The 19,883-nt window shown below is 71.7% G+C and carries 17 protein-coding genes; 11 read left to right on the forward strand and 6 right to left on the reverse strand.

Annotated elements, in window-relative coordinates; genetic code table 11:
• Positions 1–44 precede the first annotated feature (44 nt).
• Positions 45–233, reverse strand: coding sequence for a hypothetical protein (locus ABH935_RS04685; RefSeq protein WP_370376490.1), 189 nt, complete (start codon positions 231–233; stop codon positions 45–47).
• A gap of 124 nt (positions 234–357) precedes the next feature.
• Here ABH935_RS04685 and ABH935_RS04690 point away from each other — a divergent pair, with 124 nt between their 5' ends.
• From ABH935_RS04690 to ABH935_RS04700, 3 genes are all read left to right on the forward strand, one after another.
• The gene (locus tag ABH935_RS04690) at positions 358–1,467 is read left to right on the forward strand and encodes a GGDEF domain-containing protein (protein ID WP_370376491.1); all 1,110 of its coding nucleotides are present in this window, start codon (positions 358–360) and stop codon (positions 1,465–1,467) included.
• Positions 1,468–1,572: 105 nt separating this feature from the next.
• Positions 1,573–2,898 (forward strand): cytochrome P450, encoded by a 1,326-nt coding sequence (locus ABH935_RS04695; RefSeq protein WP_370376492.1) that lies wholly within the window; start codon positions 1,573–1,575, stop codon positions 2,896–2,898.
• Between the two features lie 37 nt (positions 2,899–2,935).
• Entirely contained in the window at positions 2,936–3,493 is a 558-nt protein-coding gene (locus ABH935_RS04700) for an isochorismatase family protein (protein ID WP_370376493.1), read from the forward strand.
• Between the two features lie 39 nt (positions 3,494–3,532).
• Here ABH935_RS04700 and ABH935_RS04705 read toward each other — a convergent pair whose 3' ends face one another.
• Positions 3,533–4,840 (reverse strand): hypothetical protein, encoded by a 1,308-nt coding sequence (locus ABH935_RS04705; protein WP_370376494.1) that lies wholly within the window; start codon positions 4,838–4,840, stop codon positions 3,533–3,535.
• Positions 4,841–4,900: 60 nt separating this feature from the next.
• On the reverse strand, positions 4,901–5,665 hold the full coding sequence (locus tag ABH935_RS04710) for a rhomboid family intramembrane serine protease (RefSeq protein WP_370376495.1): 765 nt from the start codon (positions 5,663–5,665) through the stop codon (positions 4,901–4,903).
• 237 nt (positions 5,666–5,902) lie between these two features.
• Here ABH935_RS04710 and ABH935_RS04715 point away from each other — a divergent pair, with 237 nt between their 5' ends.
• Both ABH935_RS04715 and ABH935_RS04720 read left to right on the forward strand, forming a co-directional pair.
• The gene (locus ABH935_RS04715; protein WP_370376496.1) at positions 5,903–7,675 is read left to right on the forward strand and encodes a biotin carboxylase N-terminal domain-containing protein; all 1,773 of its coding nucleotides are present in this window, start codon (positions 5,903–5,905) and stop codon (positions 7,673–7,675) included.
• A gap of 81 nt (positions 7,676–7,756) precedes the next feature.
• Entirely contained in the window at positions 7,757–9,196 is a 1,440-nt protein-coding gene (locus tag ABH935_RS04720) for a hypothetical protein (protein ID WP_370376497.1), read from the forward strand.
• 110 nt (positions 9,197–9,306) lie between these two features.
• Here the strand turns inward: ABH935_RS04720 and ABH935_RS04725 are convergent, their stop codons facing one another.
• Complete coding sequence (locus ABH935_RS04725; RefSeq protein ID WP_370376498.1) at positions 9,307–9,891, reverse strand: DUF6215 domain-containing protein; 585 nt, start codon at positions 9,889–9,891, stop codon at positions 9,307–9,309.
• 136 nt (positions 9,892–10,027) lie between these two features.
• Positions 10,028–11,443 carry an NAD(P)H-quinone dehydrogenase gene (locus ABH935_RS04730; protein WP_370376499.1) on the reverse strand — a complete coding sequence of 472 codons (1,416 nt, stop codon included), beginning with the start codon at positions 11,441–11,443 and terminating at the stop codon, positions 10,028–10,030.
• Positions 11,444–11,521: 78 nt separating this feature from the next.
• Between ABH935_RS04730 and ABH935_RS04735 the strand changes: the two genes are divergently transcribed.
• The 3 genes from ABH935_RS04735 (at position 11,522) to ABH935_RS04745 (ending at position 15,586) form a co-directional block, all read left to right on the forward strand.
• Positions 11,522–12,898, forward strand: coding sequence for an MFS transporter (locus ABH935_RS04735; RefSeq protein WP_370376500.1), 1,377 nt, complete (start codon positions 11,522–11,524; stop codon positions 12,896–12,898).
• A gap of 70 nt (positions 12,899–12,968) precedes the next feature.
• Positions 12,969–13,778, forward strand: coding sequence for a purine-nucleoside phosphorylase (locus ABH935_RS04740; protein ID WP_370376501.1), 810 nt, complete (start codon positions 12,969–12,971; stop codon positions 13,776–13,778).
• Between the two features lie 20 nt (positions 13,779–13,798).
• On the forward strand, positions 13,799–15,586 hold the full coding sequence (locus ABH935_RS04745; RefSeq protein WP_370376502.1) for a phospho-sugar mutase: 1,788 nt from the start codon (positions 13,799–13,801) through the stop codon (positions 15,584–15,586).
• Positions 15,587–15,643: 57 nt separating this feature from the next.
• On the opposite strand, the gene ABH935_RS04750 is transcribed toward ABH935_RS04745, so the two are convergent.
• Positions 15,644–16,366 carry a PH domain-containing protein gene (locus ABH935_RS04750; protein ID WP_370376503.1) on the reverse strand — a complete coding sequence of 241 codons (723 nt, stop codon included), beginning with the start codon at positions 16,364–16,366 and terminating at the stop codon, positions 15,644–15,646.
• 118 nt (positions 16,367–16,484) lie between these two features.
• Here ABH935_RS04750 and deoC point away from each other — a divergent pair, with 118 nt between their 5' ends.
• Genes deoC through ABH935_RS04765 form a run of 3 tightly spaced genes read left to right on the forward strand, consistent with a single transcriptional unit; the run spans position 16,485 to position 19,861 of the window.
• Complete coding sequence (deoC, locus tag ABH935_RS04755; protein ID WP_370376504.1) at positions 16,485–17,426, forward strand: deoxyribose-phosphate aldolase; 942 nt, start codon at positions 16,485–16,487, stop codon at positions 17,424–17,426.
• Positions 17,427–17,472: 46 nt separating this feature from the next.
• On the forward strand, positions 17,473–18,900 hold the full coding sequence (locus ABH935_RS04760) for an aldehyde dehydrogenase family protein (protein ID WP_370376568.1): 1,428 nt from the start codon (positions 17,473–17,475) through the stop codon (positions 18,898–18,900).
• Positions 18,893–19,861 carry an aldehyde dehydrogenase family protein gene (locus tag ABH935_RS04765; RefSeq protein ID WP_370376505.1) on the forward strand — a complete coding sequence of 323 codons (969 nt, stop codon included), beginning with the start codon at positions 18,893–18,895 and terminating at the stop codon, positions 19,859–19,861. The genes ABH935_RS04760 and ABH935_RS04765 overlap by 8 nt, the downstream gene beginning before the upstream one ends.
• Positions 19,862–19,883: the final 22 nt, after the last annotated feature.

Raw genomic sequence — 19,883 nt, forward strand, 5'->3', positions numbered from 1 at the left:
ACGAGCCGACGCGTGCCAGCACCCCCGGCCCGCCCCGGCCGCACCTACTCCCGCTTCGGCGGCGCCGCATCCCCCGCCTGTGCCAAGGCCCGCTCCCAGGCCTCCTCGCCGCGCGTACGGCGCAGCTGGTCGCGCACGTATTCGGACACGGACACGCCCAACTCGGCGGCCCGGGCGCGGGCGGCGGCCAGGCCGTCGCCGGCCGGGGACGTGGGGTGCTGGGCTCCGGTCACGTCGGGCCACGGTACCGACACCGGGCGTCGATCTCGTGGACCATCGCCCGGACGGGTGAAGTGGCACAGCCGGAGGACATCACCTAGCGTGGTCCCGTGATTTCGTACGGCGGGCATCGCGGTCATGTCTAATACAGATCAAGCCTCGATCCGCCTGCGTGCGCTCACCGACCTGGCCCGCGCCCTGGCGCGGGTCCACGGCTTCAGCGAGGTCATCACGGTCGTCGCCGAGGAGTCCCGCAAGGCGCTGGACGCGCGGGTCGTCTCGCTCTCGGAGTACGTGCGGGCCACCGGCCAGCTGCGCGTGCTCATCAACCACGGGGAGCTGCTGCCGTTCGAGGAACGGTTCCCGGAGGAGGAGTGGTACGCGCCGTCGGACTTCCCGCGCATCGTCAGCGAGGAGTACCCGCGGCCGTGGACCCTGCGCAGCGACGACGCCGACGCCGACCCGCGGCGCACCGCCTCGCTGCGATTACGCGAGCGCCACAGCGCGCTGATCTCGCCGATCTTCTTCGCCGGGCAGGTCTGGGGCGAGCTGTACGCGGCCCGCACCGCCGACCAGGAGCCCTACACCGACGCCGACCTGGACTTCGCCGCCACGCTCGCGGCCCTGGTCAGCGCGGGTCTGGCGCAGGCCGACCGGCAGGAGTACCTGGAGCGGCTGGCCTACACCGACGAGCTGACCGGCCTGGCCAACCGGCGGGCCATCGAGGTCGGCCTGGACGAGGCGATGGAGCTGCACCGGCTCACCGGGCTGCCGGTGGCCCTGATCATCTGCGACGTGAACGGCCTCAAGCAGGTCAACGACACCTCCGGCCACGACACCGGGGACGCCGTCCTGGAGCAGCTGGCCGGGCACCTGTCGGCGGTGGCCGGCACCGTCAACGGCGCCCTGGCGGCCCGCATAGGCGGCGACGAGTTCAGCGTCCTGGTCGTGGGCCAGCCCTGGTCGACGGTGACCCAGCTGGCCGAGGACCTGGCCGGCCGCGCCGCGAAGCTGGAGGGCATCTCCGGCGCCGCGGTCGGCTACGCCGCCACCGACGGCCCGGCCGGCACCGTAGCCAGCCGCGACACCCTCTTCCGGCTCGCGGACGCGGCCCAGTACGAGGCCAAGCGCGAAGGCATCCAGCGCCCCGTCGCCGCCACCACGCGGCACCTCATCCGGGTGGAGGAGGCGGCGGCCGACGGCTCCGCCGCCTCCCGCGACCGCCGCCGAATACGCCGCGGCCGCTGACCTGCGACCCACGACCCCCGATCCCCGGCCCTCGGCCCACAACCGACAGCCCCCACGCTCCGCGACGCACTTGACGTATCAGCCCTCGATGTCAAGCTGAAACCCATGGCCACCGACATCGACCTGTCCGACAACAGCTTCTGGTCCCTGCCCTACGACCAGCGCATGGCCGCCTTCGCCGAGCTCCGCGCGCGCCCCGTGGCCCCGCTGTTCGCCGAGCCCCGCTTCCCCCTCATCAAGCCCGGCGCGGGCTACTACGCCCTCACCCGCCACGCCGACGTCGTGGCCGCCAGCCGCCACCCGGAGCTGTTCAGCAGCGAGCCGACGTCCAACAGCATCCCGGACATGCCGCGCTACCTGGCGGCCTACTTCGGCTCGATGATCAACATGGACGATCCCCGGCACGCCCGGCTCCGCCGCATCGTCTCCCGCGCCTTCACCCCGAAGCTGGTCAACGGCCTGAAGGCGAACATCGAGGGCACCTCGACCCGCATCGTCGACGACCTCACAGCCCACCGCACCGGCGATTTCGTCGCCGAAGCCGCCGCGCGCCTGCCGATGCGGGTCATCTGCGACATGATGGGCATCCCGGAGCGGCAGCACGCGATGGTCCTCGCGCACACCAACCGCATCCTGGCCGGCAGCGACGAGGAGTACACCGGGGTCCCGGAGGACGCGGGCCCGCTGCACACCAAGCTGGTCGGCCCGCTGGCGCTCTACCGCCTGATCCGCGCCGGCCGTCAGCTGCACCGGCTGGCCGCGGCCCTGGGCCGCGAGCGCCGCCGGCACCCCACCGACGACCTGACCTCCCGGCTGGTGAACGCCGACCTCGACGGCGAAGCCCTCACCGACCAGGAGTTCGGCTCGTTCTTCATCCTCCTGGTGGTGGCCGGGAACGAGACCACGCGCACCGCGTTGTCTCACGGCCTCAAGCTCCTCACCGACAATCCCGACCGGATGGAGCTGTTGCAGAGCGACTTCGACGGGCACATCGTCGGCGCCCTCGACGAGATCCTGCGCTACGCCACCCCGGTCACGCAGTTCCGCCGCACCCTGACCCAGGACCACGACCTGAACGGCACGCCGCTGAAGAAGGGCGACAAGGTCCTGCTCTTCTACAACGCCGCCAACCGCGACCCGGACGTCTTCGCCGACCCCGACCGCTTCGACATCACCCGCTCCCCCAACCCGCACGTCAGCTTCGGCGGCCCGGGCCCGCACTTCTGCCTCGGCGCGCACCTGGCCCGGACCGAGATGACCGCGCTGCTGCGGGAGCTGCTCACCAGGGCGCCGACCATCCGCAGCGTCGGCGATCCGGACCGGCTGACATCAAGCTTCGCCCACCCGTCTCCCACCGCCGCCCGTTATGGAGACGCTGCGCGTCGCAGTCACATTACCGGGATCAAGCGGCTCCGCTACGAGATCAAATAGAGGAGCGCGTGTCGGCGCCCCCGGCTAGTTTGTTGGGATGAGCACACTCGAAAACCGGCCGAACAAGGCCGTGCTGGTCATCGACGTCCAGAACGGCGTCGTCACGGGCAATCACGAGCGCGACGCCGTCGTGGCCAACATCGACACGGTGGTCGGCAAGGCGCGCGCCGCGGGCGTCCCGGTGGTCTGGATCCAGGACGTCGCGGAGAACCGCGCGGCCGGCTCGGAGTCGTGGAAGATCGTGCCGGAGCTCGACCCGCGCGAGGACGAGCCGCGGGTGCAGAAGGAGTGGGGCGACTCGTTCGAGGAGACCGACCTGGAGTCGGTCCTGGCCGGCCTCAAGGTCGGCAGCCTCGTGGTGACCGGCGCGCAGACCGACGCCTGCATCCGCTCGACGCTGCACGGCGCCATCACGCGCGGCTACGACGCCCTCCTGGTGAGCGACGCCCACACCACCGAGGACAACACGGCCTACGGCGCCCCCGCCCCGGACGCGGTGATCGCGCACACCAACCTGTACTGGCACTACCACGACGCGCCGGGCCGGACGGCCGGAACCGTGACCGCTCGCGACCTCAGCTTCGACCAGGCCTGACTCGCTGCGGAAACGTGCGAAGCCGCCGCCGTGCCCGCGCTACGAAGCGTGCGTGGCGCGCCGGCGCCGCAGCCGCCGCGCCAGGTCCCGCCGCCGCGAGTGGTACGCGAACATCAACGCGACCGCGGCCGCGACCAGACCGCCGAAGGCGAACACCAGGTTCGAGTAGGACAGCGGCGCGGACGGCGGCGGGGGGACGATGGTGCCGGCCCCGCGGTGGATCGGCGCCTGCGCCCCGCCGGCCGCCTCCTGGTACTCCCAGGACAGCGACGAGTAGCCGAGCACGACCCGCTCGAACTTCGCCGTGGGGGCCGGCGGCGGGGCCGGTGACGAGGCCGGAGCCTTGCCCTTCTTGTCCTTGCTGCCGGAGGCCGGGGCGGACGGCGTCGTCGGCGCGGCGATGGTCGGCTCGGCGGTCTGGAACAGCGAGCCGTCGGCGTTCGCGTCCTGGACGCTGATCACCGTCGCGTCCTTGAGCGCGTACGAGAGGTACCCGTAGCCGCTGCCCGGACCGCCGAACGACTCCACGTGCAGACAGCCGAACGGCTCCCCGGCCGCCGCGGCCAGCCGCAGCTTCGACGACACGTTCGCGTCGATCGGCTCCAGCAACTCCAGGTTCTGATACGGGTGCCGGCCGTCTCCCAGCTGTGGCGGGATCATGCCGCTCGGACCGACCGAGACGATCGGCAGCGAGCCGGCCGCGGGCTCGGTGATCACGGTGGAGCCCTTGTTCGCCGGATGCGCCCCGACCGAGTACGCGGGTATCTGCAGGAACGCCTTGCCCGCGGCCGTCGCGTGCTGGTTCTGGGTGTCACAGCTCCCGATCGACGTCGGGACCACCTGGCTGGCGAACGGCGGCGCGGTCCAGCCCGGGTAGGGCGTCGTCGAGTTCGACCACGAGGGGGGCGCCGTCGAGGTGGGGGTCGCGGGCGTGGTCGGGGTGGCCGGGGTGGTCGGACCGCCGGTCGTGGACGGCGTGCTGGGCTGCCCGGCGGTGACCGTGAAGGTCGCGTTCGCCGACGCGCTCTGCGCCGCACCGCTCGCGGCCGCCATGACCGTGTGCGGACCGGGGTTGGCCGTCGGCGGGACGGTGATCACCGCGGTGGCGGTGCAGGTCTGGTCCAGCCCGCCGGAGCCCGCGGGCACGGCGTCGAAGTTGAAGGTGACCTGGCCGCCCGCGCACCCCGCCGGGCCGTTGCGCGAGTTCATGTGGAAGCTGGCCGTGAACTGCGTGTTGGGGGCGCCGCTGTTCGGGCCCAGCGTCAGGTTCGCCGACGTCCGGGCGGCCTGGGCCGGCGTCGCGGCGAGTACCCCTACCGCCGCCGTGACCAGGCAGGCCCCCGCCACACCCGCGACGACAGACCGTGCTCCGCGTTGTATCCGCACCCCACCCACGCCTCTCGGGAATCACAACCCGAGATCGTCGAGCTCCTTCAGGAGGTCCGAGCGCGGGCTGCCCGGGAGACTACCGCCCTTGGCCGATTTCCGGCCACCGGTCTTGGCCGGTTCGGGCAGGATCTTGGTGTCCGACAGACCGCCGTCGCCGAGCGGCTGGCCGCCACCGCCACCGGCGGCCAGCGCCGCCGCACCGCGCTCGCGCAGCAGCCAGCCGGCCAGCACGCCGCCGATCGCCCCGCCGAGGTGGCCCAGCCACGACACGTGCGGCACGCCGGGCAGCGCGGCGGTGAGCAGGTAGGCGTAGGACAGCGCCATGACGCAGCCGATCAGCACGTCCACCAGGTGCCGGTCGAACAGGCCCTTCACGATGACGTAGGAGAAGTAGCCGTAGACCAGCCCGGAGGCGCCGACGGTGTTCGAGTTGCCCTGCGCGAACCAGACCATCAGGCCGCTGCTGAAGGTGATGATCAGCGTCACCATCAGGAACTTGCGGACTCCCCGGTAGGCCGCCAGGAACCCGAAGACGAACAGCGGACCGCTGTTGCTCTCGATGTGCTGCCAGCTGTAGTGCAGGAAGGGGGAGGAGACGATGTCGCCGAGGTGGCCGACGTTGCGCGGGACGATGCCGAAGTGGTTGGACAGCCGGTAGTCGGTCGCCCAGTTCACCACCTGCACCGCCCAGATGACGGCGATGAAGCCGACCATGACGTACAGCGCCTTGCGCGCCTCGTACAGCACTTCCTCGGCGCTGCGGCCGTCTCCTGGCCCGTCCATCCGGTCCCCCAAGTGTGTTCGCGTTGTATCGCGTTACTCCAGGAAAAGCGTAGCGGTCGCTGTCCGAGGACGCATCCACCTTGAGAGGGAGAAAAGAGACGTCGAAAGGCGCATACGGCCGTCATGGGTGGTCCCGCGGGCCCATCGAAGTGGCGCGAACCACGTCCCCATCGTGCGGCCGCTTCGCGCAGACGGCTCTAAACTGCGAACGATTACCCACTGGGAAGGATTGCCGCCGTGCGCAAGGTTCTGATCGCCAATCGTGGCGAGATCGCGGTCCGGGTCGCCCGGGCGTGCCGGGACGCCGGTATCGGCTCCGTCGCGGTCTACGCCGACCCGGACCGGGACGCGCTGCACGTCCGGGTCGCCGATGAGGCGTACGCCCTGGGCGGCTCCACTCCCGGCGACTCGTACCTGGTCATCCCCAAGCTGCTGAAGGCCGCCGCCGACTCCGGCGCGGACGCGGTGCACCCCGGCTACGGCTTCCTGTCGGAGAACGCCGAGTTCGCGCAGGCGGTCATGGACGCCGGCCTGACCTGGATCGGCCCGCCGCCGGCGGCGATCAGCTCGCTCGGCGACAAGGTCTCGGCCCGGCACATCGCGCAGCGCGCCGGCGCCCCGCTGGTGGCCGGCACTCCGGACCCGGTGACCGGCGCCGACGAGGTCGTGGCGTTCGCCCGCGAGCACGGTCTGCCGGTGGCGATCAAGGCGGCGTTCGGCGGCGGCGGCCGCGGCCTGAAGGTCGCGCGGACGTTGGAGGAGATCCCCGAGCTGTACGAGTCGGCGGTGCGCGAGGCGGTCACCGCCTTCGGCCGCGGCGAGTGCTTCGTCGAGCGCTACCTGGACCGGCCGCGGCACGTGGAGACCCAGTGCCTGGCCGACCAGCACGGCAACGTCGTGGTGGTGTCCACCCGCGACTGCTCGCTGCAGCGCCGGCACCAGAAGCTGGTCGAGGAGGCCCCGGCGCCGTACCTGAGCGAGGAGCAGATCGCCGAGCTGTACCGGGCCTCGAAGGCGATCCTGAAGGAGGCCGGCTACTACGGCGCGGGGACGTGCGAGTTCCTGGTCGGCCAGGACGGCACCATCTCCTTCCTTGAGGTGAACACCCGCCTGCAGGTCGAGCACCCGGTCAGCGAGGAAGTCACCGGCCTGGACCTGGTCCGCGAGATGTTCCGGATCGCCGACGGCGAGGAGCTGGGCTACGGCGACCCGGAGGTCCGCGGTCACTCGTTCGAGTTCCGGATCAACGGCGAGGACCCGGGCCGCAACTTCCTGCCGGCCCCCGGCGTGGTCACCACCTGGCGGCCGCCGTCGGGCCCGGGCGTGCGCCTGGACTCCGGCATCGAGCAGGGCGCGGAGATCGGCCAGAACTTCGACTCGCTGCTGGCCAAGCTGATCGTCTCGGGCCGGGACCGGAAGCAGGCCGTGGAGCGGGCGCGCCGGGCGCTGGCCGAGTTCGAGATCGACGGGATGCCCACGGCGCTGCCGTTCCACGTCGCGGTGATGAACGATGCGGCCTTCACCCCGGAGGAGGGCCCGTTCCACGTCCACACCCGGTGGATCGAGACGGAGTTCGACAACACGATCCCGGCGTACGCCGGCGCGCCCGGCGAGGCCGCCGAGGCCGGCGAGCGCACGACGGTGGTCGTCGAGGTCGGCGGCAAGCGCCTGGAGGTGACGCTGCCGGCCGAGCTCGGGGTGTCGGCCACCGGCGGTGGCGGCGGGGCCGGCCGGGCCGGCGGCAAGGCGGCGCCGAAGCGCTCCGGCAAGGCTTCGGGCGGCGCCGCGGTCTCCGGCGACTCGCTGACCGCGCCGATGCAGGGCACGATCGTCAAGGTCGCGGTCGAGGACGGCCAGGAGGTCGCCGCCGGGGACCTGATCGTGGTGCTTGAGGCGATGAAGATGGAGCAGCCGATCAACGCGCACAAGGCCGGGACGGTCACGTCGATCGCGGCCGAGGTCGGGGCGACGGTCACGGCCGGCACGGTGCTCTGCGAGATCAAGGACTGAGTCTCAGCGCGGCCGGTCGGGCCCGTCGTACGCGATCGCGTGCGGCGGGCCTTCGCCGTGGTGATCGGCTAGCCTCGGGGAATGGAACACCTTCTTGCCCGCCGGGGAAGGAGGACGTCCGCCGTCCTCCTTGCGGGCTTCGCACTTCTGCTCTCTGCCTTCTTCTGGAGCGGCGGCTCGGCTCGGGCCGCGGACTCGACGATCGACTCGGTCGCTTCGGCGCTCAAGGACAAGCCGGTCTATGTGGATCCGGGCGCGCCGGTTCAGCTGAGCTCGGCGCAGATCGACTCCGTGGTGTCGCAGATCCACGGGATGCACTCCGGGACCGCGGTGTTCATCGCGATCCTGCCGGACAATCCGACGTTCCATCAGGGCACGTTGCTCCAGCAGCTGCGGAACAAGGTCGGGCTGCCCGGCGTCTACGCCGCGAGCCTCGATCGCAATTTCCAGGCGCTGGACTTCTCCGGCACGCTGCACACCGGGCAGGCCAACGGTCTGGCTGTCGCGGCGGCGAAGGGCAGCGGCGGGAATCTGGACACGGTGCTGACGACGTTCGTGTCCTCGGTCGACTCCGCGGTGAGCACTGATGGTCGCGGGACCTCTGGTGGGAAGTCGTCGTCTTCTTCCAAGTCCGGCGCGGGCGCGCTCATCCTCATCGTGGTGCTGGTGGTCATCGCCGGCGGCACGTACCTGGCGGTCGCCGGCCGCAAGAAGCGGCGCGCGAACCAGCGGCGGGCCGCCGAACTGGACGGGCTGAAGCGCGCGGTGGACGAGGACATCACCGCGTACGGCGAGGTCCTGGACCGGCTGGACTTCTCCCCCGGCGACCCGGCCGCGACCGACGAGATGCGCGCCGACTACAGCAAGGCCCTGGATCAGTACGAGGCGGCGAAGGGGGCCGCGGCGGCGGCGCAGCGCCCGGAGGACATGAAGAACGTCACCGAAGCACTGGACGAGGGCCGCTTCGCCCTGGCGACGCTGGACGCCCGGCGCAAGGGCGCGCCACTTCCCGAGCGGCGCCCGCCGTGCTTCTTCGACCCGCGCCACGGCCCGTCGGTGGGCGAGGTGACATGGGCGCCCCCGGGCGGCGCGCCGCGCCCCGTTCCGGCGTGCGCCGCGGACATGACGCGCGTGGACACCGGCCAGCAGCCGCAGGTACGGCAGGTGGAGACCGCGTACGGCCCGCAGCCGTACTACAACGCCGGCCCGGCCTACGCCCCGTGGGCCGGCGGCTACTTCAGCGGCGGGGTGCTCCCGGCACTGATGATCGGCACGGTGATGGGCTCGATGTTCAGCGGCCACGACACCTACGTCGAGAACAACTACTACGACAACGGCGGCGGAGGCTGGGGCGACGGCGGCGGAGGTGGCGAAGCTGGCGGAGGCGACGGCGGCGGCAGCTGGGGCGACTCCGGCGGCTCCTCGGACTGGGGCGGCAGCGACTGGGGCGGCGGAGGCGACTCCGGCGGCGGCTCGGACTGGGGCGGTGGCGGCGACTCCGGCGGCGGCGGAGATTGGTGACCGCAGGACCGATTCCCGCATCGCGATGAAGATGACGTAGCACCGAGCGGCGGCCGACATACTTGTTGGCCGCCGCTTCGTTTACCGGGCAACGGTTTTCGCGTGCCGCCTCAGCCGGCCCGCCACTCCGGCAACCCAGGCAACACCTTCGCCGCCACCACCCGCTCCAGCCGCCCGGCGTCGCTCTGCGCCATCGCCGAGCCGTCGGCCATCATCACGTCCACCGCGTAGATCCCGGCCGCGGCACCGCCGGCGGTCCAGGCGACCTCCAGCCGGTTCACCTGGTGGCCGGCCGTCGCTCCCGACAGCAGTGCGGCGGGGTGCCCGGCGAGTTGCTCCGTCGGCTTCACCGTCGCGCTCTTGCTTGTCGACAGGATCACCGAGTACTGGCCCACGATCCACTCGACGTGGACCTCCTGGTAGTCCGCCGGTGTGCTGCCCGGGACCGCCATCTGGCCGCCGTAGGCGGTCTTCGCGCCCGGCGCGCCCAGCAGCGCCGGCAGGTCCGCCTTCTCCAGCGCCGCGCACAGCTTCGCGCCGTCACGGTCCGCAGAGCTCTGCGACGCCGGCTGGCAGGGGTCCGGGTCTCCGCCCTTCCCGCCGACGTTCATCGCCACCGCCGCGGCGACCACGACGCCGCCGAGCGCCAGCGCGGCCGTGAGTTGGAAACGGGTGCCGCGATGCGCGATCTTCACGAATGTCGCCCCCTGTCGCTACCGACCGGTAACCCTCCCGAGGGCGACCATCCTGGCAGCGGTATCAGGGCTCGGACAAGACCTCGGACGAGACCTCAGACAAGCCCCGCGCCGGCACCGAGACGAAGACCGGGCCTCAGTCCTCGTCCTTCACGTCCGCGTGCAGCCGACGCGCGGCCTCGGCGATCGAGCCGGACAGCGACGGGTACACCGTGAACACCGACGCGACCTGGTCCACCGTCAGGTGCAGGTCCACCGCCATGGTGATGGGGTGGATCAGCTCACTGGCGCGCGGGGCGACGATCACGCCGCCGACGATCGTGTCCGAGCCCTTGCGGGAGAACAGCTTCACGAAGCCGTCCTTGAAGCCCAGCATCTTCGCGCGGGGGTTGGAGTCCAGCGCCAGCTTGTACTCGTTGAAGCCGGGCGAGTCGTGGTGCGCGTTGACGTTCGTCTGCCCGACCGTGGCGACCTCGGGGCTGGTGAAGATGTTGGACGACACCCGCTTGAGGTTGATCGGCCACACCGCCTCGCCGAGCGCGTGGTACATCGCGATCCGGCCCTGCATCGCGGCCACCGAGGCCAGCAGCAGCACGCCGGTCACGTCGCCGGCCGCGTAGACGCCGGGCGCCGAGGTGCGCGAGACGCGGTCCACCTCGATGTGGCCGCTCTTCGTCAGCTCGACCCCGGCCTCCTCCAGGCCCATGCCCTCGGTGTTCGGCAGCGAGCCGACGGCCACCAGCACGTGCGAGCCCTCGACTGTGCGGCCGTCCTCCAGCGTCACGATCACGCGGTCCCCGTCGCGGACCGCCGAGGCCATGCGCGAGCGCGAGAGCACCCGCATGCCGCGTCGGCGGAAGACGCTCTCCAGCACCTCGGCGGCGTCGGCGTCCTCGCCGGGCAGGACCCGGTCACGCGAGGAGACCAAAGTCACCGTCGAGCCCAGCGCCTGGTAGGCGCCGGCGAACTCGGCGCCGGTGACACCAGACCCGACCACGATCAGCTCCGGCGGGAGCTCCTTGAGGTTGTAGACCTGCTTCCAGTTCAGGATGCGCTCGCCGTCGGGCATCGCCTCGGGCATCTCGCGCGGGCGCACGCCGGTGGCCAGCAGGATCACGTCGGCGTGGTACACCGCCACGGTGCCGTCCGCGAGGTCCACCTCGACCTGCCGGTCCGCGGTCAGCCGGCCGCGGCCCTTGATGATCTGCACCCCGGCCTTGCTCAGCGACTCGGCGATGTCCACAGACTGCGCCGAGGCCAGGTTCTTCACCCGGCGGTTGACCTTCTCCAGGTTCACACCGGTCACGCAGCTGCCGTGGACCGACGCGCCGCCGATGCGTATCCCCAGCTCCTCGGCCGACTCGAACGACGACATCACGTCCGCGGTCGCGATCAGCGTCTTGGACGGCACGCAGTCGGTCAGCACCGAAGCTCCGCCGACGCCCTCGCGCTCGACGAGCACGACCTCCGCACCGAGTCGGGAGGCCACCAGTGCCGCCTCGTAGCCGCCAGGTCCGCCGCCGATGATCACGATCCGAGTCACGTGGACCATTGTCTCGCACGAAAACTAGTTGGCGTCACCGGATAGCCTGGATCGGCTAGCGACTAGTCGGAAACCAGGTAGATAACCGTGAGCAACCCCGCCCAGGACTTCGCGGCGGACGCGCCCATCAGCCAGGTAGCGGAATCGCCGTCTCTGAAGGAGACCTTCCGCGAATCCCTCACCGTTCTGCGGATCAGCCAGTTCCGGCTGGTGCTGTTAGAGCGCCTGCTGTCCACGTCAGCGACCGGCATCTCGTCGGTGGCGCTGTCCTTCGCCGTCCTCGCCGTCACCAGGTCCGCCGCGCACCCGGACGGGAACGCCGCCGCGGTCTCCTTCGTGCTGGCCGCGCAGCTGGCCCCGATGCTGGTCTTCACCCTGGTCGGCGGGGTGCTGGCGGACCGGTTCCGGCCGCAGCGGGTGATGATGGCCGCCAACTTCTCGGCCGCCGCCGGCGAGGGCCTGGCCGCGGTGCTCATGCTCAGCCACGCCGCGAACACCTGGAACCTGCTGGTCGCCGCCCTGCTCATGGGCACCGGCGGCGCGCTGTTCTACCCCTCGTCGCAGTCCCTGATCCCCCGGCTGGTGCCGGAGGACCGGATGCAGGCCGCGTCCTCGCTGTCCCGGCTGGCCCAGTCCTCGATGCTGATGCTCGGCGCGGCGGTGGGCGGCGTCCTGGTCACGGCCTTCGGGCCGGGCGAGGCGATGGGCCTGGACGCGGTCCTGCTGCTGCTCGGCACGTTCCCGCTGTTCCGGATCACGGTCGCGGCGCTGGAGCGGACCGTCGAGAAGGCCCCGGGCATGCTGCACGAGCTGCGCGAGGGCTGGATCGAGGTCCGCTCGCGCACCTGGCTGTGGGCGGTGATCGCCTGCTACGCGGCAGTGCTGGCGGGCTGGTTCGGCGGGTTCTCGGTGCTGGGCCCGGAGGTGGCCAAGGCCCGGCTCGGCGGCGCCGGGGCCTGGGCGCTGATCATCAGCTGCGACGGCCTGGGCATCCTGCTCGGCGGCGTCGCCGGGCTGGTGTACCAGGTGAAGCGGCCGATGTTTGTCGGGACCATCCTCACCTTCGCCTTCGCGCTACCGCCGATCGTCATGGGCCTGGGCGGGCCGCTGTGGGCCATCTCCGCGGTCTCGGTACTGGCCGGGTTCTCCGGCGAGTACTTCATGATCCTGTGGACCGTGGCGCTGACCCGGCACATCCCGCAGGACAAGCTCGCCCGGGTCTACTCCTACGACGCGCTGGGCTCGCTGAGCGCCTCCCCGCTGGGGTCGCTGGTCGCCGGGCCCGCCGCGAACGCGTTCGGGACCAGGGCGGTGCAGCTCGGCGCCGGGGCGGTGATCGTCGGCGCGACCGGGCTCACGTTCATGTCCTCGCAGGTTCGGCACCTGCGCGCGGACGCCCCGGTGATGTCGAATCTGACGGCGCCGCTCGGCGAGGAGCCGGCGCCGGGATTCGTGGCGGTCTGACACCGCGGGGTTCGCCGAGTCCGCGGGCTCCGGCCCGCCGCCCGCGAACCCCGCGCTGTACGCTCACCAGGTGACGAACAGCGCTGACCCGACCCAGGACCCCTACCAGCTCGCCGAGACCGCCGCCGCCAGCCTCACCGAGCTCGCCGGGCGGCACGACGTCGCCGTGGTCATGGGCTCCGGCTGGGCCGAGGCCGCCGACGCCCTCGGCACACCGGACTGGGAGTCCCCGGTCGACGCCCTGCCCGGCTTCGCCGCGTCCACCGTCGTCGGGCACGCCGGCAAGGTGCGCTCGGTGACCGTCGGCGGCAACAAGGTCCTGGTCTTCCTGGGCCGCACGCACCTGTACGAGGGCCGCGGCGTCGCCTCGGTCGCGCACGGCGTGCGCACCGCGGTGGCCAACGGTGTGAAGACCGTCGTACTCACCAACGGCTGCGGCGGGCTGCGCTCGGACATGCACGCTGGCCAGCCGGTCCTGATCAGCGACCACCTGAACCTGCAGAGCGAGTCCCCGATCGTCGGCGCCCGCTTCGTGGACCTCACCGACCTGTACTCCGCCCGGCTGCGCGAGCTCGCGCGCACCGTCGACGCGAGCCTGGCCGAGGGCGTCTACCTGGCGCTGCGCGGCCCGCACTTCGAGACCCCGGCCGAGATCCGCATGTTCCGCGGCTGGGGCGCCGACCTGGTCGGCATGTCCACCGCGCTGGAAGCCATCGCGGCGCGTGAGGCGGGGGCCGAAGTCATGGGTATCTCCCTGGTGACGAACCTCGCCGCCGGCATGACCGGCGAGCCGCTGTCGCACACCGAGGTCATGGAGACCGGTGCGGCGTCGGCTGCGTCCCTGGGCACGTTGCTCCAGGGCATCGTCGAGAAGATCTGACCGGCCCGGAAGGGGACGCGATGACGCAGAGGACTGACCGAGGCACCGGCCCGGACGCCGGTGCCGGCGGCACCACGACGACCAGCACCGCCACCGGCACCAGCACCAGCACCAGCACCAGCACCAGCACCAGCACTGCCACCGGATCCGGCACCGCGATCAGCGAGGCGCTGTTCGCCGCCGCGCGCGCCTGGCTGGCCGAGGACCCCGATCCCTCGACCCGCACGGAGCTCGCCGACCTGCTGGAGGGCGCCGAGTCCGGCGACCCGGTGGCGTACGGCTACCTGGAGGACCGCTTCGACGGCCGCCTGCAGTTCGGCACCGCCGGCCTGCGCGGCGAGCTCGGCGCGGGCCCGAACCGGATGAACCGCGTGACGGTGCTGCGCGCCGCCGCCGGGCTGGCCGCCTTCGTCACCGAGCAGCACGGCACCGGGCAGGTCGTGGCGATCGGCTACGACGCCCGGCACAACTCGCGCCGCTTCGCCGAGGACACCGCCGAGGTGATGCTCGGCGCCGGGCACCGGCCGTATCTGATGCCGCGCGAGCTGCCCACGCCGATGCTGGCGTACAGCGTGCTGGCCCTCGGCGCGCAGGCCGGTGTCATGGTCACCGCGAGCCACAACCCCGCGCGGGACAACGGCTACAAGGTCTACCTCGGAGACGGCTCCCAGATCACGGAGCCGAACGACGCGCTGATCGCCGCGAAGATCGACGCGGTCGGAGCGCTGGCGGACGTGCCGCTGGGCCGGGTCGAGAACGCGGAGGCCGTGCCGGAGAGCGTGATCGAGTCCTATGTGGCGCGCTCTGTCGAGCTGATGCCGGACTCCCCCGAGCTGGACCTCACGTACGTCTACACAGCGATGCACGGAGTCGGCTACGAGCTGGCTCGCAAGGTCCTGACGAACGCCGGATTCCCCGAGCCGATCAGCGTTCCGGAGCAGCAGAAGCCCGATCCGGACTTCCCGACGGTCTCGTTCCCGAACCCGGAGGAGCCCGGCGCGCTGGACCTGGCCTTCGCCCTCGCCGCCGAGCACGACGCCGACCTCGTCATCGCCAACGACCCGGACGCCGACCGCATGGCGCTGGCCGTGCCGGACCAGGCGGCGCCGGGCGGGTGGCGCCGGCTCTCGGGCGACGACGTCGGCCTGATGCTGGGCCACTACCTGGCGATCGCCGGCCGCCGAGGCACCTTCGCGACCTCGATCGTGTCCTCCGAGGGGCTGGCCGCGATCGCCGCCGACGCGAAGGTCGACTACGCGCGCACGCTGACCGGCTTCAAGTGGCTGTCCAAGGTCCCGGACCTGGCCTTCGGCTACGAGGAGGCGATCGGCTACTGCGTCGACCCCGCGCACGTGAAGGACAAGGACGGCGTCACCGCCGCGCTGACCGCCGCCGTGCTGGTCGCCGGGCTCAAGGCGAACGGCCGGACGCTGCTGGACTACCTCGCCGAGGTCGACAAGATCACCGGCAACCTGGTCACCACGCAGCTGTCGATCCGCAGCGACGACCCCGAGCAGATCCAGACGATGATGCGGACCCTGCGCAGAAACCCGCCGGACGCGCTCGGTGGCGTCGCGGTCGCCGAGATCGGTGACCTGTCTGCGAACGGCACCGCGCTCCCGCCGCAGCAAGGACTGCGGCTGGCGCTGGACGGCGGCTGGATCGCGGTGCGGCCGAGCGGGACCGAGCCGAAGCTGAAGTGCTACATCGAGCTCGGCGACCGCGAGGCCGCCGACCGGTCGCCGGTGGTGGCGCGGATCGCCGCGGTGCGCGCCGAGCTTGAGGAGTGGTTCGCGCAGTTCGCGTAAGCACCGCAGAAGGGCGGCCGATCACTCGATCGGCCGCCCTTTCGCTACTTGGTACTTCTAGAAAGCCCCTGCGATCGCCGCCACCAACAGCGCCACGCTCACCACGAACGGCGCCAGCGTGTACCAGGTCCAGGTCACCGCAGTCGGCGCCGCGTTCTCCACCGACGTCGTGCACACGCGCTGCCGGTCCCGCATCTCCACGACGGCCTGGTCGGCGAGCGCCATGTGCTCCAGCGGGTCCTCGTGCAGCGACTTGGGGCGGCCGTAGCCGGCGGCCCCCATAGCGCTTCCGGCGATGTCGCCGGCGCCGGCGGCCTGCCGCGCGGACTCGGCGCGAGCGGCGCGGGCCTGCTTCGCCACAGCGCGGTCGGACTTGCGGCGCTCGTGCATCGAGACCGGGACGGACCAGATCGTGTACTTGTGTGCCTTGCCCTCCTCCGCGACCGTCTCGACCACCAGGGACAGCTTGGCCGAGACGGACTCGACGCGCGGCCAGCTGATGTCGATGCGGCGGAAGGGGTTGCGGACGGTGAGGTGGTCCGCGTGGCTGAAGGCGGCCGGGTAGATACCGCCGACGACGCCGCTGACCAGCATCACCAGACCGACCATGGAGCCGACCGGGTGCTTCTCCGAACCCAGGCCGAACGCGAACAGGAAGAGCGCGCCGAAGGCCACCAGCACGGCGCCGGTCCCGAGGGATCCGACGGTCCGGTAGGAGGTGGGCTTCTCGACCGGCGACACGGTCGTGTCGTCTGTCGGGGCTGGGGATTTGAGTCGCATACTCCCGATTCTGCCACCCGCCGTCCCACACCCCGAGACCGAGAAGCGATTGTGACTAAGTAGTGATCGGCAAGACCTGCCATTTCTCCACGTAGAGCGCACCGTCTACCGTGGTCCCGTGACCGCACAACTCGCCCTCGACGACGCGGGCCTGCGCCGCCTCCTCCACGGCCTCCCGCCGGTGGACCAGGTGGGCGCCGACGCCCGTGCCGCCAAGCTGGGGACCCGATCGATCAAGACCACCGCGAAGGCCGAGGCCCTGGACCTGGCCGTGCGCATGGTCGACCTCACCACACTGGAGGGCGCCGACACCCCGGGCAAGGTCCGGGCGCTGTGCGCGAAGGGCATCCACCCCGAGCCCGACCAGCCCGATTGCCCCAGCGTGGCCGCGATCTGCGTCTACGGCGACATGGTCGAGACCGCCAAGGCGGCGCTGGCCGGCTCCGGCGTCAAGGTGGCCGCCGTGGCGACCGCGTTCCCCAGCGGCCGGGCGCCGCTGGCGGTGAAGCTGGCGGACACCGCCGCCGCGGTCGAGGCCGGGGCCGACGAGATCGACATGGTGATCGACCGCGGCGCCTTCCTGGCCGGCCGCTACGGGGCCGTCGCCGAGGAGATCGCCGCGGTCAAGGAAGCCTGCACGACCGGCGGGCACGACGCCCACCTGAAGGTGATCCTGGAGACCGGCGAGCTGGCCACCTACGACAACGTCAAGCGGGCCTCCTGGCTGGCGATGCTGTCCGGCGCCGACTTCATCAAGACCTCCACCGGCAAGGTGAGCCCGGCCGCGACGCTGCCGGTGACGCTGCTGATGCTGGAGTCGGTGCGCGACTTCCGGGCCCAGACCGGGCGGCAGGTCGGCGTGAAGCCGGCCGGCGGCATCCGGACCGCCAAGGACGCCATCAAGTACCTGGTGACGGTGAACGAGACCGCGGGCCCGGACTGGCTGGACCCGGACTGGTTCCGGTTCGGTGCCTCCAGCCTGCTCAACGACCTGCTGTTGCAGCGCCGCAAGCTCGCCACCGGGGTGTACTCCGGCCCTGACTACGTGACGGTGGACTGATTTCATGGCGAAGACAGAGGTCATGGCGAAGACAAGCAACGCGGGCATCTTCGAATACGCCCCGGCCACCGAGTCCCGCTCGGTCGTGGACCTGAAGCCGTCCTACGGTCTGTTCATCGGCGGCGAGTTCGTCGAGGGCTCCGGCGGCGCCTTCAAGTCGGTCAACCCGGCCACCGAGGAGGTGCTGGCCGAGGTCGCGATGGCCGACGCCGCCGACGTGGACCGCGCGGTCGCGGTCGCGCGCAAGGCCTACGACGAGGTCTGGTCGCGGATGCCCGGCGCCGAGCGCGCCAAGTACATCTACCGCATCGCGCGCATCATCCAGGAGCGGGCCCGCGAGCTGGCCGTGCTGGAGTCGCTGGACAACGGCAAGCCGATCCGGGAGTCGCGCGACGTCGACATCCCGCTGGCCGCCGCGCACTTCTTCTACTACGCGGGGTGGGCCGACAAGCTCGGCTACGCGAACCTCGGCCCGGACCCAAAGCCGCTGGGCGTGGCCGGCCAGGTGATCCCGTGGAACTTCCCGCTGCTGATGCTGGCGTGGAAGGTGGCGCCGGCGCTGGCCTGCGGCAACACCGTGGTCCTCAAGCCGGCCGAGACCACGCCGCTGACCGCGCTGCTGTTCGCCGAGATCTGCCAGCAGGCCGACCTGCCCCCGGGCGTGGTGAACATCCTGACCGGCGCCGGGGCCACCGGCGCGGCCGTGGTCGCGCACCCCGGGGTCGACAAGGTGGCGTTCACCGGGTCCACCGAGGTCGGCCGGATGATCGCCAAGCAGGTCGCCGGCACCTCCAAGAAGGTGACGCTGGAGCTCGGCGGCAAGGCGGCGAACCTGGTCTTCGACGACGCGCCGCTGGAGCAGGCGATCGAGGGCATCGTCGACGGGATCTTCTTCAACCAGGGGCACGTCTGCTGCGCCGGGTCGCGGCTGCTGGTGCAGGAGTCGGTGGCCGAGGAGGTCGTGGACCGGCTGCGCGAGCGGATGAAGACGCTGCGCGTCGGGGACCCGCTGGACAAGAACACCGACCTCGGCGCGATCAACTCCGCCGAGCAGCTGGCCCGGATCCGGACGCTGACCGAGGCCGGCGAGGCCGAGGGCGCGACCCGCTGGTCGCCGCCGTGCGAGCTGCCCGAGCGCGGGTTCTTCTTCGCCCCGACCATCTTCACCGGCGTCTCGCAGGCGCACCGGATCGCCCGGGAGGAGATCTTCGGGCCGGTGCTGTCGGTGCTGACGTTCCGGACCCCGGCCGAGGCCGTGGAGAAGGCCAACAACACCGCCTACGGCCTGTCCGCGGGTGTGTGGACCGACAAGGGTTCGCGGATCCTGTGGCTGGCGCAGCGGATGCGCGCCGGCGTGGTGTGGGCGAACACGTTCAACCGCTTCGACCCCACCTCGCCGTTCGGCGGGTACAAGGAGTCCGGGTACGGCCGCGAGGGCGGGCGCCACGGTCTGGAGGCTTACCTCGATGTCTGAGACCAAGAAGAAGGCCGCGAAGGCGGCCAAGCCCGCGAAGGCCGCGAAGGTCGCTGTGCCTGAAGAGATCGCGCCGGAAACCGTGTCTCCGGCGGCGCCGCGTTCCTCGGTGCGCAAGACCTACAAGCTCTACATCGGCGGCGCCTTCCCGCGTTCGGAGAGTGGACGGAGCTACGCCGTGACGGCGAGCAGCGGCGAGTTCATCGCCAACGCGGCGCAGGCGTCGCGCAAGGACGCGCGGGACGCGGTGCGCGCGGCGCGGGCGGCACAGCCCGGCTGGTCCAAGGCGACCGCCTACAACCGCGGCCAGATCCTCTACCGGATCGCCGAGATGTTGGAGGAGCGGCGCGACCAGTTCGCGCAGCAGATCGCCGGCGTCGAGGGCGTCGCGCCCGCCGCGGCCTACGCGCAGGTGGACGCCGCGGTCGACCGCTGGGTCTGGTACGCGGGCTGGTCGGACAAGCTCGCGCAGGTGCTCGGCTCGGCCAACCCGGTCGCCGGACCGTACTGGAACGTCTCCTCGCCCGAGCCGACCGGCGTGGTGGCGCTGCTGGCCCCGGCCGCGCCGACGCTGCTCGGCCTGACCTCCGTGATCGCCCCGGCGATCGTCGGCGGGAACGCGGTCGTGGTGGTCGCGCCCGACGCCTCCGCGGTCCCCGCGGTCACGCTCGGTGAAGTGATGGCGACCTCCGACCTGCCCGGCGGCGTCGTCAACATCCTGACCGGCGGCACCGCCGAACTGGCGCCGTGGCTGGCCTCGCACCTGGACGTGAACGCGCTGGACCTGGCCGGCGTGCCGGCCGGTTCGGACCTGGCGCGGGACCTGGAGGTCGCGGCGGCGGAGAACCTGAAGCGGGTCGTGCGGCCGAAGGCCGGCTACGACTGGAGCGCGGACCCGGGGCTGGCGCGGATCAAGCCTTTCCTGGAGACGAAGACGGTCTGGCACCCGATCGGAATCTGAGTACCTTCACGGAAAACCACCA

Origin of the sequence: Catenulispora sp. GAS73, from assembly GCF_041262085.1 — a bacterium.
In the GTDB taxonomy this organism is placed as follows: Bacteria; Actinomycetota; Actinomycetes; order Streptomycetales; family Catenulisporaceae; genus Catenulispora.